At 35.6% G+C, this 11,394-nt stretch carries 21 protein-coding genes and 1 tRNA gene; 17 read left to right on the top strand and 5 right to left on the bottom strand.

Going from position 1 to position 11,394, the window contains the following annotated elements; genetic code table 11:
- The first annotated feature begins 40 nt into the window (after positions 1 to 40).
- A tRNA-Leu gene (locus OC526_RS08265) sits at positions 41 to 126 on the top strand.
- An 85-nt stretch (positions 127 to 211) separates the two neighbouring features.
- On the opposite strand, the gene OC526_RS08260 is transcribed toward OC526_RS08265, so the two are convergent.
- The 3 genes from OC526_RS08260 to OC526_RS08250 all read right to left on the bottom strand — a co-directional run bounded on the left by OC526_RS08260 (position 212) and on the right by OC526_RS08250 (position 2,743).
- On the bottom strand, positions 212 to 1,306 hold the full coding sequence (locus tag OC526_RS08260; RefSeq protein WP_262123444.1) for a tyrosine-type recombinase/integrase: 1,095 nt from the start codon (positions 1,304 to 1,306) through the stop codon (positions 212 to 214).
- A 135-nt stretch (positions 1,307 to 1,441) separates the two neighbouring features.
- Positions 1,442 to 2,044 (bottom strand): hypothetical protein, encoded by a 603-nt coding sequence (locus tag OC526_RS08255; protein WP_262123443.1) that lies wholly within the window; start codon positions 2,042 to 2,044, stop codon positions 1,442 to 1,444.
- Positions 2,045 to 2,095: 51 nt separating this feature from the next.
- Positions 2,096 to 2,743 (bottom strand): LexA family protein, encoded by a 648-nt coding sequence (locus OC526_RS08250; RefSeq protein WP_262123441.1) that lies wholly within the window; start codon positions 2,741 to 2,743, stop codon positions 2,096 to 2,098.
- Between the two features lie 163 nt (positions 2,744 to 2,906).
- On the opposite strand from OC526_RS08250, the gene OC526_RS08245 reads away from it, so the two are divergent.
- Complete coding sequence (locus tag OC526_RS08245; protein ID WP_262123439.1) at positions 2,907 to 3,110, top strand: hypothetical protein; 204 nt, start codon at positions 2,907 to 2,909, stop codon at positions 3,108 to 3,110.
- 4 nt (positions 3,111 to 3,114) lie between these two features.
- Here the strand turns inward: OC526_RS08245 and OC526_RS08240 are convergent, their stop codons facing one another.
- Positions 3,115 to 3,465: a hypothetical protein gene (locus OC526_RS08240; RefSeq protein WP_262123437.1), complete on the bottom strand. Its 351-nt coding sequence runs from the start codon at positions 3,463 to 3,465 to the stop codon at positions 3,115 to 3,117.
- Between the two features lie 116 nt (positions 3,466 to 3,581).
- Here OC526_RS08240 and OC526_RS08235 point away from each other — a divergent pair, with 116 nt between their 5' ends.
- Positions 3,582 to 3,767 carry a helix-turn-helix transcriptional regulator gene (locus OC526_RS08235; protein WP_262123435.1) on the top strand — a complete coding sequence of 62 codons (186 nt, stop codon included), beginning with the start codon at positions 3,582 to 3,584 and terminating at the stop codon, positions 3,765 to 3,767.
- Between the two features lie 11 nt (positions 3,768 to 3,778).
- Positions 3,779 to 3,982, top strand: coding sequence for a hypothetical protein (locus OC526_RS08230; RefSeq protein WP_262123433.1), 204 nt, complete (start codon positions 3,779 to 3,781; stop codon positions 3,980 to 3,982).
- Here OC526_RS08230 and OC526_RS08225 read toward each other — a convergent pair.
- Positions 3,925 to 4,590, bottom strand: coding sequence for a DUF4145 domain-containing protein (locus OC526_RS08225; RefSeq protein WP_262123449.1), 666 nt, complete (start codon positions 4,588 to 4,590; stop codon positions 3,925 to 3,927). The genes OC526_RS08230 and OC526_RS08225 overlap by 58 nt on opposite strands.
- Between OC526_RS08225 and OC526_RS08220 the strand changes: the two genes are divergently transcribed.
- The 13 genes from OC526_RS08220 (at position 4,513) to OC526_RS08160 (ending at position 11,308) form a co-directional block, all read left to right on the top strand.
- Positions 4,513 to 4,857: a helix-turn-helix transcriptional regulator gene (locus OC526_RS08220; protein WP_316043783.1), complete on the top strand. Its 345-nt coding sequence runs from the start codon at positions 4,513 to 4,515 to the stop codon at positions 4,855 to 4,857. The genes OC526_RS08225 and OC526_RS08220 overlap by 78 nt on opposite strands.
- A gap of 47 nt (positions 4,858 to 4,904) precedes the next feature.
- Positions 4,905 to 5,687 carry a phage antirepressor KilAC domain-containing protein gene (locus OC526_RS08215; protein WP_262123431.1) on the top strand — a complete coding sequence of 261 codons (783 nt, stop codon included), beginning with the start codon at positions 4,905 to 4,907 and terminating at the stop codon, positions 5,685 to 5,687.
- A gap of 8 nt (positions 5,688 to 5,695) precedes the next feature.
- Positions 5,696 to 5,899: a hypothetical protein gene (locus tag OC526_RS08210; RefSeq protein WP_262123429.1), complete on the top strand. Its 204-nt coding sequence runs from the start codon at positions 5,696 to 5,698 to the stop codon at positions 5,897 to 5,899.
- A gap of 14 nt (positions 5,900 to 5,913) precedes the next feature.
- The gene (locus OC526_RS08205; protein ID WP_262123427.1) at positions 5,914 to 6,132 is read left to right on the top strand and encodes a hypothetical protein; all 219 of its coding nucleotides are present in this window, start codon (positions 5,914 to 5,916) and stop codon (positions 6,130 to 6,132) included.
- A 104-nt stretch (positions 6,133 to 6,236) separates the two neighbouring features.
- Positions 6,237 to 6,377 (top strand): hypothetical protein, encoded by a 141-nt coding sequence (locus OC526_RS08200; protein ID WP_262123425.1) that lies wholly within the window; start codon positions 6,237 to 6,239, stop codon positions 6,375 to 6,377.
- Positions 6,367 to 6,609 carry a hypothetical protein gene (locus OC526_RS08195; protein WP_262123423.1) on the top strand — a complete coding sequence of 81 codons (243 nt, stop codon included), beginning with the start codon at positions 6,367 to 6,369 and terminating at the stop codon, positions 6,607 to 6,609. Before OC526_RS08200 ends, OC526_RS08195 begins: the two co-directional genes overlap by 11 nt.
- Positions 6,606 to 7,544: a YqaJ viral recombinase family protein gene (locus OC526_RS08190; protein ID WP_262123421.1), complete on the top strand. Its 939-nt coding sequence runs from the start codon at positions 6,606 to 6,608 to the stop codon at positions 7,542 to 7,544. The genes OC526_RS08195 and OC526_RS08190 overlap by 4 nt, the downstream gene beginning before the upstream one ends.
- Positions 7,541 to 7,831, top strand: coding sequence for a hypothetical protein (locus OC526_RS08185; protein ID WP_262123419.1), 291 nt, complete (start codon positions 7,541 to 7,543; stop codon positions 7,829 to 7,831). The genes OC526_RS08190 and OC526_RS08185 overlap by 4 nt, the downstream gene beginning before the upstream one ends.
- Positions 7,824 to 8,768, top strand: a complete 945-nt coding sequence (locus tag OC526_RS08180; protein WP_262123418.1) for a recombinase RecT — start codon at positions 7,824 to 7,826, stop codon at positions 8,766 to 8,768. The genes OC526_RS08185 and OC526_RS08180 overlap by 8 nt, the downstream gene beginning before the upstream one ends.
- Positions 8,768 to 9,568: a DNA-methyltransferase gene (locus OC526_RS08175; RefSeq protein ID WP_262123416.1), complete on the top strand. Its 801-nt coding sequence runs from the start codon at positions 8,768 to 8,770 to the stop codon at positions 9,566 to 9,568. The genes OC526_RS08180 and OC526_RS08175 overlap by 1 nt, the downstream gene beginning before the upstream one ends.
- Before the next feature lie 12 nt (positions 9,569 to 9,580).
- Positions 9,581 to 10,447 carry a conserved phage C-terminal domain-containing protein gene (locus tag OC526_RS08170; protein WP_262123414.1) on the top strand — a complete coding sequence of 289 codons (867 nt, stop codon included), beginning with the start codon at positions 9,581 to 9,583 and terminating at the stop codon, positions 10,445 to 10,447.
- Positions 10,440 to 10,898: a helix-turn-helix domain-containing protein gene (locus OC526_RS08165; RefSeq protein ID WP_262123413.1), complete on the top strand. Its 459-nt coding sequence runs from the start codon at positions 10,440 to 10,442 to the stop codon at positions 10,896 to 10,898. Before OC526_RS08170 ends, OC526_RS08165 begins: the two co-directional genes overlap by 8 nt.
- Entirely contained in the window at positions 10,895 to 11,308 is a 414-nt protein-coding gene (locus OC526_RS08160) for a single-stranded DNA-binding protein (RefSeq protein WP_262123412.1), read from the top strand. Before OC526_RS08165 ends, OC526_RS08160 begins: the two co-directional genes overlap by 4 nt.
- The last annotated feature ends 86 nt before the right edge of the window (positions 11,309 to 11,394 follow it).

Below are 11,394 nucleotides of genomic sequence, written 5' to 3'. Positions count from 1 at the left end.
CCCAGGAGGCCGTGAGTTCGAATCTCACTACTCACCCCATGCGGGATTGGCGGAATTGGCAGACGCGCTAGACTTAGGATCTAGTGAGAATTTCTCGTGAAGGTTCAACTCCTTTATCCCGCACCAAAGATTTAAAGCAGACGTTGGAATATCAGCGTTTGCTTTTTTTAGTGTGGGTAATATGTGGGTAATAGGCTTTTTAAAAGGTGTTTTATTGAATTTTTTGTAACTCACTATAGATATACTCATCTAAATCTTGGATATATGAGTTCGCGGTTATATTAAAGTTTGTATGTCCCATTAATTTTTGTAAAGCCTTATCGGTTACTCCACTATTATGTGCTATGGTAGCAAATGTATATCTGCAAGTGTATGGTATCTTTTTTTCAACTCCTGCTTTTTCTAGAGCAGGGTAGTACATTTTTTTGTTAAAGGTATTTATACTAGGATTGATTATTTTTCCGTTAGGTTGTTTATACTCTACTATATAACCTGTTTGTGAGTTGAGCATTAGTTCTGCTAGTATTGGCTTTATTTTTGGGTGTATAAACATTTTTCTGTCTCTACCTGCTTCTGTCTTTTCTCCAAAGTCTATTATTGTATTATCCTTTAAGTTTATATTGTCTTTTTTAAGTCCTAAATACTCTCCTGTACGCATACCTGTGAAGATGAGTATTAATATATGCCTTGCATAGTAATTGGTGTTTATAGAGTTAAATAGTGAGTTTATCTCTTTATTGGTAAAGATTTGTTTCTTTCTTTGTATCTTTAATCCGCCTACTTCTAGATTTGTTGCTAAATTATAAGTAAGTAGGTTTTCTTTTATCGCTGTTTTATATATCTTACTTACTAGGTGTTTTAATCTTTCTATTGATGATTTGCTATAGTATTTTTGTTTGTATGATCCATCTTGATTTTGTACTTGATAGCCGTCATTTTCCATATCATCTATAACTTCTTGGAGCTGGGAAAATCTGATGTCGTGTATATTTTCTTCGTGGATATCTTTATATTTATCAAAGGCTACGTCGTATCTTCTTTGTGTTTTCTCTGATAGTTTTTTAAATTCATTTGTATTTTTATATTTTTCATACAAAGCTTTAAAGGTTACTTCTGGAGGTGCTTCTTGGTAGTTGATTAGGGCTTCCATTGCTTCATTGTAGGTTTTAAAAAAGCCTATGTCTTTACGTCCTTTTTTTGCTGGTAGTCTTGCTCGGTATTGATTGAGTCGTGTTTTGCCTTGGGGTGTTAGTTTTACTCTTTCTATAGATCCTGTGCCGTTTGGTAGTTTTCTTCTTTTTGCCATTTGTATTTCCTTTCTTTTTGTGGTTGCCTGTTGCCCGGGCTGTGGGGCATCACCTCCTTTTATTGTCTGTTTTGGTCGCTTAGTGTCTTTGTTGGGTGTTTTTTTAGCCCTATGGATTGGCATAGGGCTGGGGTGCTATTTAAAAGAAGGGTGGATGTAATATTCATCAGATATTTCTTTGATGTTGTCTTCGTTGAAGTTATCAAAGTTTATCTTGTCAGCTTCTTCCCTTGGAATATAGATATGCATTACTTCGTCTTTTTTCTCATTGCCGTATTCGTCGGTAAAGTCAGTGTATGTGTTTTGGACGTAATAAGAATAATTAATGTTATTTTCTCTCAATTTCATTAGAACTTTTGTTGCTTTGCTATTTTGACTCATCATTAATTCTTTTTTTGTTGATAGGATTTCATAATAGCTGTTTACAGTGATTTGGCCTATACTTCCATCTTCTTTTTTGGATACTTCGTAGCTTTCGTACCCTTTTCCAATTTCAGATTTCAAGATGTTTTCGATTTTTTCTTCATCAGACATATCGTCGGTGATTGCAAATTCATCTTCTTCTTTTGTTTCTTCTTTTACTTCTTCTTGATGATCCTCTACTTTTGCAGGTTCTGGAGTTTCATTTTTATCTTTGTCTTTCGGACCAAAGATTGCTCCTATAATTATTAGGGCTGCGATTGCTATGAACCATTTCTTTTTGTAGAAAGGTTTTTTTTCTGTGTTGCTTGTTTTCATAATTTCCTCCTAGTATTTTTATATATTAAGCCTTGCGGCTGAATATCAATTTTATAAAGTTACTGAGTATTGGACTACTTTCCCTATAATTTTTATGTTATCTTCTATATCAAAGATTGTATCGTAGTAGTTTAGGTTGGTTGATTCTGGTCTGAATATCAGTTTATTACCGTCTCTGTAAAAGTATTTGACGGCAAATTCGTTATCTTGGGTCGAATAGACGACTATATCTCCATTTTTAAGGTCATAAATTGAGTCGTATTCAATTATCCCTATCACTGATTCGTTAGGTATTACCTTGTTCATGGATTCACCACTTACCTTTAAAAAGAATAACTTATTATTTCCAGCATATTGTCCTGTTATTTCGTCTGGTACTTGAATTTTAGGTAGGTTTTCCATACCGCTTATAGTGGTTGGACTACCTGCTGATACGTAGTTATCTATGTAGGGATAGGTGTGGGCTGTTACTGATTGGGCTATAAATTCTAATGTGTCTTTTGGTTCGCCTGTTAACTGAGATATGGATATGTTATATATATCCGCTAACATTTTTAATTTTGAGTATGGAGGCTCATTTCTACCTTGTTCGTATGATCCATAGGCGGATGTGGTGATTTTCAATTTAGGAGCGATTGTTTCCTGAGTATATCCGTTCAGTTTTCTGTAATGTTTTAGATTTTCAGTAAGTTTAGTCATTTTTTGTTCACCTCCTTTTATAGTATCTTACAACTTTAAATGGTACAATACCACGATTTAAAATGGTAATTTATAAAAAAACTATTTAAAATGATAAAAAATATTTGACAAATACCATTATAAATGGTATTATATGTTTAACAAACCAAGAAGGGAGGAAATGATGAGTAAAAGTGATAAAGAAAGATTTAAAGATTGCATAGTGCTTAGCGATGATGAGAGTGAGATTGAAGAGATTATTATTGATTGCTTAGAAGTTAATGACTTTAATGATATTTTTTATAGGCTGCAAGAATTGTATGAGTTTGAAAAAGAGTGCAATGTTTGTTGCACTCTTAAGAAGATTGTCATATCGCCCAAGAAATGAAAACTCACATTGGTAAATTTTTATTGATATACAAAATGAAAGATGTAATGCGAGTCGCTAAATAGATGTGATCATTAATATGCTCGTCTGGGATGTTAAAGACTCCTTTTTCCAAAGCTAATTGGGTTACTTCAATAGCGTTTTTAGAAACGGGGCTGTCTATCATTCGGCTCATATCTTCGATTAATGTATTGTAAAATTTAACTATAAAATCAGCAGCATTTATACTATTGTTGAAGTTGTTTGCAAAACCAGCTTTAATAATTGATTTGGTCAAATCATTGGCGTAATTTATTAATTGATTTTTATTAACCCTTGGCATCTGACGTTCAATTTTATCATAAATATCTGACATACTCTTCCTCCTTTCTTTGAAATTAATAGGATGAAACACCATACTTAAAGCATTATTCCTATTAATAACATTATACCACATATAGTGGTTTATATAAAAGGAGGACTATATATAGTATGAATAGTTTAAAAAAGTTTAGAAAAGCTGCAAATATGAAGCAAAAAGAATTAGCTGAAAAGGTTGGGGTAAATTGTAGGACTATTAGTTCTTATGAAACTGGTGCAAGAGATATGCCCGTTAAGGTTGCAAAGAAAATTGGTAAAGTTTTAAATATTGATTGGTGGATACTTTATGAAGATTAGGAGGGAGATATATGAAGAAAGAACCTTTGGGAATAGAAGTAAAAGAAGTGTTAGAAATGACTTTTAGAGTCAAAGATGATTCTCTGATGCCTGATAGGATTGTAAAAGAATATCAGACACCAGAGGGCAAGTTTATTGGCAAGTATGATCCATTGGATCAGTTTTCAGCAATCATATCAGCCGCTTCTGAAGCTGACAAATCAAATGCTATATAATGAATAAGAGCTTGTAAGAATTTTTTTAAATCAGAGATGTCTTTATCGGGTTGTAGCTTAACAGGATGTGTTTCATCATTGCCTATGTAAGATGACGCTCTAGCTAAATTTCTGATTTTATCATTGTCAATCATATCAATTGCATTGCCAAGACGAATTTTTAGAATATTTTCTGGTTTATCTATTTTTTTGAAAATCAGATAATCTTTTACTAAAAATTCTGTAGCCTTACGGTAACCCATTCCTGCAATTTGATTTAAATTATAGGCTTCTGCAAGCTTTGATTGTTTGTAGATTTCTTCAAATTTCTCAGAGGTTTTATTTATATTTTCAGGAATTTCGATATTTATTTCTGGAGAGTAATTGTAAGGTATTAAAGTTGTCTCGTGTTTGCCATAATAATATCTATAAAGATATCCTAAGGCGAAGAATTGGTCACATATTGTGCATTGAGCTAGTAAACCTATGCGATTAACTTGTTTTATCATTATAGGTTTTGACTGCATTATTATGTTAGCTGTCATTTCTTTATGACAATGAGGACATTTATCAGGTACTTCAAATTCGATTTCGTCTCTGGTGATGATATAAGTGTTTGTTTGTTGCATGGTGTACTCCTTTTTGTTTTATTATACATCAAGGAGAAAGTTTTAGGGGGTGGTTTTATTACAAATAATATTAAAATTTACAGGGCTTATAAAAATGTAAGTCAAAAAGAGATGGCTGAGGCTATAGGTATTACTCAGCAGACTCTAAGTAGGATTGAAACTACAAATAATACTAATCTTAATACAGCTAAAAAAATTGCTGATTATTTTGGTGTTGGGATTGATGATATTTTTTTAGATAAAAATACCATTTTAAATGTCAAATAATATAAAATAAATCAAAAAGACTATTGTAAATGTTATTTGGAGGGTAAATGAACGATTTAAAGATTTTTGAGAACAGCGAATTTGGAGAATTAAGAACAATTAAAGGCGAGAAAGGCGAGCCTTGGTTTGTGGGAAAAGATGTTGCTAAAGCTTTAGGGTTTACAAATACTAGAGATGCAATAAGAACTCATGTCTTCGAAGAAGATAAGGGGGTAGATTTGGTCGACACCCTTGGCGGAAGACAAAAAATGACAGTTGTAAACGAGTCTGGCCTATATGCATTAGTGTTTGGCAGTCAATTAGAAAATGCTAAAAAATTTAAGCACTGGGTTACATCAGAAGTCTTGCCAGCAATCAGAAAACATGGGGCTTATATGTCTGAAGAGGTTATCGAAAAGACTTTGTCTGATCCTGATTATCTGATTAGGCTTGCTACTAATCTGAAAGAGGAAAAGGCTAAGAGGATGCTTGCTGAGGCTGAGAATGAGCGAAATAAACCTAAGGTGCTTTTTGCTGATACTGTGTCTGCTTCTGCTAGGTCTTGTCTTATGGGTGAACTTGCTAAGATGATAAGCCAAGAGGCTATTAGACAAGGAAGAATTGATGAAAAGATTGGTCAGAACAAACTGTTTGCTTGGATGAGAAATAACGGATATTTATGCAAGTCTGGCGAAAGAAAAAACCAACCAATGCAACAGTATGTGGAGCAGGGGCTTTTTGAGATGAAGAAGGGGTCTTACATTGATAGCAAGGGTGCTAATGTTATGACTACTACTACAAAAGTTACTGGCAAGGGTCAGATTTACTTTATTAATAAGTTTTTAGGATAGGTGATTATGTGAAAGCAAGTGACCATTTAACTACAGTTGCAGAAGCTAGTGAGCTTTTGAACTGGGATGAAAAAATAATACGTGATTGTCTGAGGGCTGGGGTGTTGACTTTTGGGACTGCTATAAAAGGAACTGGGGGCAATCATAAGTATTACATTGATAAGAAAGCACTTTATAAGTGTGCAAGTGGAGAGAAAGAATTATTTAAGTAAAAGGAGATTAGAAAATGACTATTAGTATTAATTCAATTATTAAAAATAAGTATGAAATTCAAAGAAGTGATAGGGATAGGGTTAAGAGAAGGACTACTGCTCGTGAGAGGAGGGCTAATAGGGTTAAGCGTGAGGCTATGAGGTCTGAGTTTAACAGAAAAATGGAGTTTGAGAAGTATTTAAGGTTTTGTGAAGATCTTGATTTTGAACAAAAAAATGGCCAACTAGCGTAAGGGTCTAGTTGGCTAAATAAAAATATCTTTTACATGGTTATTATACCATGTTTGGAAAGGAATTGAAAATGAATATTTATAAAAGTGAGACTTTGAGAGAGAGTTTGAAGACTGTTGATGATAAGCACTTATATAGTTTGCGTGTTTGGTATGACGAAAAAGGAGAAAAGGGCAAGGATGAGTTGCTTTTGATTGACCTTGAGATTGAGAGAATGGCAAAGTTAAGGAGATATTATGATATTTAATGTAAATTTAACGCTTGATGTTGATCCTGATGAATTTTTTAAGGAATTTGATGAGGATGTTTCTTATCTTGATATTGAAAACATGATGAAATGTCATCCTGATTGGTTTGAAATTGATGATTATAAGCGTGATTATGACCCTCGTGATGATGTTTTTGAGGAAAGGGTGGCTCGTGAAATGGAGCTGGAGTTTAGGCGTATGGAGCAGGAATATTATGGGAGCTTGATATGACTAATACTATTGTTAATGTTAAGGATTTGTCCCGTGAGGAGTGGCTGGAGTATAGGCAACTTGGCATTGGTGGGTCTGATGCTGCGGCTGCTTGTGGGCTTTCTAAGTGGAAGAGTCCTGCCCAGTTGTATTTGGATAAGACTACGCCTGTTGAGAAACAGGAGTCTGAGAGTGAACATTTAAGGCAAGGGCGTGACTTTGAGGACTATGTGGCGAGGCGTTTTTGTGAGGCTACTGGCAAAAAGGTTAGGCGTGATAACTACATGATGAGCGATGATGAGTATCCGTTTTTGATTGCTGATATTGACCGCCGAGTGGTTGGTGAGGATGCAATCCTCGAGTGTAAGACTACTGGCCCTTATAACCGTGATAAGTGGGCGGATGGGCAAATCCCTATTGAGTATGAACTTCAGTGTTTGCATTATATGTCTGTGACTGGGGCTAGGAGGTGTTATATTGCTTGCTTGATATTTGGTACTGATTTTATTATTCGTGAGATTGATTGGGATGATGAGACTATTGAGATGCTGAGGGCTAAGGAAATAGAGTTTTGGACTGAATATGTGGAAAAAGGTGTTATGCCTGAACCTGACGGATCTAGTGCTTATGATGAGGCTCTTAAAAAGCGTTTTAAAGGTGGGTTAGAGGAGAGTATCGACCTTGATACTGATAAGCATGCCTATGACCTATATCTTTACAATAAAGAGCAGATTAAGACCCTAGAGGCATACAACAAACAGTTTGAGCAAGAGATTAAGTTGGCTATGGGTGATAACAATTTTGGTGAGAGTAAGCATTTTACGGTGTCTTATAAGCCTAGTACTAGCGTAAGGCTTGATACTAAGAGGATTAAAGAAGAAGCACCTGAGATTTATGAAAAGTATGGCAAAGAGACTGAAAGCAGAAGATTTTTGATTAAGGAGATTAAAAAATGAATTTAAAGCAAGAGTTATTACAATCAATGGAAAAGATTTTAAATTTAGGCATGAAGATGAGTATAGATCAAACGTTTGAAATGGACGAAGAAGAATTACTATCGAAATTTAAGGATGCAGCTTGTGATTCTCTAGAGGATAAATCTTCTGGAATGTTTGGATTGATGTTTGTAATCGGGACTTTTGGCACGGTTTTAATCACAAAATATGAAAGAAGTGAAAAAGAGCTAATTAAATTAATCAAAGAAACAAATGGTGATTTTATAAAGGAGTTACAAAATGACTAACGCAAAACAAGCACTAAGTAAAGTAAACAATAAAAAACCACAAAATAACAGCACTGGCAAGATGATTAGTATCCTGGATTCTGCGGTTATGAAGGAACAATTTAAGAAAGCACTTCCTAAGTATATGACTACTGACAGGTTTGTTAGGATGGCTATTACTGCTATTAACTCTAACCCTCTAATCGCTGAAGGTAGTCAATCAAGTGTATTTGCTGCTATGATGAATTCTGCTCAATTAGGGCTTGAATTTAATACTCCTATGGGCGAGGCTTATCTAATTCCGTATAAAAGAAAAGATGGAACGGTAGAAATAAACTTTCAAGTCGGATATCAAGGGCTTTTAAAACTTGCTTATAACACTGGCCAATTTAAAAGGATTACTGCTAGGGAGGTCAAGGAGAATGAAGAATTTGAGATTAATTATGGTACTGGGGAGATTAGTCACAAGCCTTGCTTAACTGGTGATAGTGGAGATGTTATAGGTTACTATGCAATTTATCAAACTAAGGATGGTGGCCAAGATGTCTTTTATATGAGTAAAGAGGATGCAAGAGCTTATGGGCTTGAATACTCTGTACCTTTTAGCAAATATAATAGTGGCCCTTGGGTAGACAACTTTGATGCTATGGCTAAAAAATCAGCTTTAATACAAGTTTTAAAGTATGCACCTAAGGCTACTGAAGCTGACAAGCTTGTTCAAGCTACTAGTGTTGATAATGCTAATATAACTGATTACAAGCAGGGTAACGACGGGTCGGTGGAATTCGATATTGACTATGAGGTTGTTGATGAGGGTGACAATTCTTCAGGAGATCCTTCGACTTCGCACAGCTCCGCTCAGGATGACAAGGGGGCTAAGGTTGATAAAGAGACTGGGGAAATTATTGAGGATGATTTCTTTGGGGATGATTTTGAGCCGGTGAAGGATGAGAAATAGTGAGTGATGTTAAATGTGAACTGTACAATGATAACTTTCAAAACTTTAAAAGATATGGGATACCAAAAGCCCAGTTAGTTATTGCTGATATACCTTATAATCTTGGAGCTAATGCTTATGCTAGCTCCACTGAATGGTATGTCAATGGGGACAACAAGCAAGGGGAGTCTAAAAAAGCTAAGAGTGCATTTTTTAAGACTGATCTTAACTTTAACCTTGCTGAGTATATGCACTTTTGTAGCAAGTTACTTAAAAAAGAGCCTAAAGAAAGAAATCAAGCTCCAGCAATGATAGTCTTTTGTAGTTTTGAACAGATGCCTTTGATTATAGAGTATGGCAAAAAATATGGCTTTAAAAACTCTTATCCATTATTTTTTATTAAAAACTATAGCTCCCAAGTACTTAAAGCAAACATGAGGATAGTTGGAGCGACTGAACATGCGGTTGTTTTATATCGTGATAAGTTGCCTAAGTTTAGGAATGGTAAGACAGACACTACTAAGGGCAAGATGATTTTTAACTGGTTTGAGTGGCAAAGGGATAATAAATCGGATTATCCTAAGGTGCATCCTACACAAAAGCCTGTAAGGCTACTAAAAGAGTTGATAACTATTTTTACAGACCCAGGTGATGTAGTTATTGATCCCGTGGCTGGTAGTGGCTCTACTTTAAGAGCTGCTAGAGAGTTGGGGAGGCCAGCTTATGGTTTTGAAGTAGAAAAAAAGTTTTATCAATTAGCTAAGGATGAAATGCTTAAAGAGGAGCCAGAAATTCAGATTACAATGTTTGAGAGTTGTTAGTGAGGTGAGTTAGTGGGAGATGAAAAGAGATATTATTGGCTGAAACTTAAAGATGACTTTTTCCAGTCTAGGAAGATGAAGAAACTTCGCAAGGTGGCTGGGGGTGATACATATACTATCATCTACCTGAAGCTCCAGCTTCTAAGCATAAATAACGATGGTGTGATTGAGTTTGAGGGCACCGATGAGGATATTTTTCACCAACTTGCACTTGAGATTGATGAAGAGATTGACGATATAAAAATGACTGTGGCTTTTTGCACTGCTAATGATCTGATTGAGATTAAGGAGCAGGATTTATTTTTAAATGATGTACCACATCTGATTGGGTCTGAAACTCAGGCTGCTAGGCGAATGCGTAGGAAAAGAGCAAGGGATAATAAAGCGATTGAAAGTAGTACAAATGGTAACAATGTTCTGAATGAACGTAACAATGTAACGGAGGAGCGTAACAATGTTCGCTCCTGTTACACAGAGATAGATATAGATAAAGATATAGAGAATAGAGATATATATAGTCGAGCAGAGCACGACCGTGTGGCTGACAAAATCCCTTACAAAGAGATTGTGTCTTATCTAAATAACAAAACTGGTAAAAACTATAAGCCTACTAGTAAAAAGACACAGAGTTTAATTAAGTCTAGGTACAATGAGGGTTTTAAATTAAGTGATTTCAAGCGAGTTATTGATAACAAGGTTGTTGATTGGGCTAACAATGACCAGATGAACAAGTATTTAAGGCCTGAGACTTTGTTTTCTAGTAAGTTTGAGGGTTATTTGAATGAAGTTGCTAAGAGCGATGCTAGTAATAGCAATGACTATGCACAGAAAGCCCGTGAGGAGAGGTTTAAGAGGATGTTGGAGTTTGGTAATGACTAGGAAATTGACTTTGAGTTTATCTTTTAATCAAGTTTTCACTGATTATAGTGAGGTGTTTGTGGGCAACTCTTTGCGTTTTGAGGGTTGCTTGAAGCCTTGTTTTGAGGGTGTTTCTAATTTTAACTTGATTAGATTTGTTAGTGGCGGTCGCAGGTATGTGACTTATAGGCTTGACCGTGATGGTGATTTTGTTAGGGGTGTGATTCGTTATAGGGCTTTGGCTGAGGCTGATCCTGAATTTATTGAGGTCAGTATTGCTAAGATGGAGGCTGCTATTGGTAGGGCACCTAGAAAAATGCCGCAAACTAGGGCTGTTAATGATGCCCAGATTGACAAGATTAGGTTGTTACACGCTAGTGGGATGAGTCAAAGGGATATTGCTAGAGACATGGATATACATTACATGACTGTTGGGAGGATTATAAACAGGAAAGGGGCGTATGCTGAGTGAATTGTGTTAGTTTGATTGGTCGATTGACTAGGGATTTGAATTTAAGGCAGACCAAAAGTGGTACTGCTGTTGTTGGTTTTAATTTGGCGGTTGACAGGGGTCTTTCTAAGGCTAAGCGTGACGAGGCTGAGCAAAATGGGAGTCCTACTGCTGACTTTATTTCTTGCCAAGCTTGGGGTGTGACTGCTGAACTTTTGGCTAAGTATTGCAAAAAGGGGTCTAGGATTGGCCTTGTGGGGCGTATCCAAACTGGGTCTTATCAGGATAAGGAAACGGGCAAAACTGTTTATACTACTGATGTTGTGGCTGATAGGATTGAGTTTTTGGATAGTGCTAATCAAGCTAAGGCTGATGATGACTGGGCTGATGATTTTGTTGATGAGACTGACAATGGAAGTATTCCTTTTTAGTGGTTATTGTTGGGTAGGTCTTTTAGGTTAACATAAATTTGCCTTAAATCGTGCATGTTTTATGCCTAGATTGGCTTGAAATATTA

It is taken from the genome of Anaerococcus sp. Marseille-Q5996, from assembly GCF_946893725.1.
Taxonomy (GTDB): Bacteria; Bacillota; Clostridia; order Tissierellales; family Peptoniphilaceae; genus Anaerococcus; species Anaerococcus martiniensis.
The sequence above is the reverse complement of the archived record's forward strand: the minus strand, read 5'-3'. Positions and strand labels throughout refer to the sequence as shown.

What these genes read in the sequence shown, in the direction of transcription:
- OC526_RS08205 (WP_262123427.1), top strand. Translation starts at nt 5,914, where the DNA reads ATGACTATTAGTATTAATTCAATTATTAAAAATAAGTATGAAATTCAA.
- OC526_RS08260 (WP_262123444.1), bottom strand. Translation starts at nt 1,306, where the DNA reads ATGGCAAAAAGAAGAAAACTACCAAACGGCACAGGATCTATAGAAAGA.
- OC526_RS08180 (WP_262123418.1), top strand. Translation starts at nt 7,824, where the DNA reads ATGACTAACGCAAAACAAGCACTAAGTAAAGTAAACAATAAAAAACCA.
- OC526_RS08220 (WP_316043783.1), top strand. Translation starts at nt 4,513, where the DNA reads ATGACAATGAGGACATTTATCAGGTACTTCAAATTCGATTTCGTCTCT.
- OC526_RS08165 (WP_262123413.1), top strand. Translation starts at nt 10,440, where the DNA reads ATGACTAGGAAATTGACTTTGAGTTTATCTTTTAATCAAGTTTTCACT.
- OC526_RS08245 (WP_262123439.1), top strand. Translation starts at nt 2,907, where the DNA reads ATGAGTAAAAGTGATAAAGAAAGATTTAAAGATTGCATAGTGCTTAGC.
- OC526_RS08255 (WP_262123443.1), bottom strand. Translation starts at nt 2,044, where the DNA reads ATGAAAACAAGCAACACAGAAAAAAAACCTTTCTACAAAAAGAAATGG.
- OC526_RS08195 (WP_262123423.1), top strand. Translation starts at nt 6,367, where the DNA reads ATGATATTTAATGTAAATTTAACGCTTGATGTTGATCCTGATGAATTT.
- OC526_RS08235 (WP_262123435.1), top strand. Translation starts at nt 3,582, where the DNA reads ATGAATAGTTTAAAAAAGTTTAGAAAAGCTGCAAATATGAAGCAAAAA.
- OC526_RS08215 (WP_262123431.1), top strand. Translation starts at nt 4,905, where the DNA reads ATGAACGATTTAAAGATTTTTGAGAACAGCGAATTTGGAGAATTAAGA.
- OC526_RS08190 (WP_262123421.1), top strand. Translation starts at nt 6,606, where the DNA reads ATGACTAATACTATTGTTAATGTTAAGGATTTGTCCCGTGAGGAGTGG.
- OC526_RS08225 (WP_262123449.1), bottom strand. Translation starts at nt 4,590, where the DNA reads ATGCAACAAACAAACACTTATATCATCACCAGAGACGAAATCGAATTT.
- OC526_RS08240 (WP_262123437.1), bottom strand. Translation starts at nt 3,465, where the DNA reads ATGTCAGATATTTATGATAAAATTGAACGTCAGATGCCAAGGGTTAAT.
- OC526_RS08250 (WP_262123441.1), bottom strand. Translation starts at nt 2,743, where the DNA reads ATGACTAAACTTACTGAAAATCTAAAACATTACAGAAAACTGAACGGA.
- OC526_RS08230 (WP_262123433.1), top strand. Translation starts at nt 3,779, where the DNA reads ATGAAGAAAGAACCTTTGGGAATAGAAGTAAAAGAAGTGTTAGAAATG.
- OC526_RS08185 (WP_262123419.1), top strand. Translation starts at nt 7,541, where the DNA reads ATGAATTTAAAGCAAGAGTTATTACAATCAATGGAAAAGATTTTAAAT.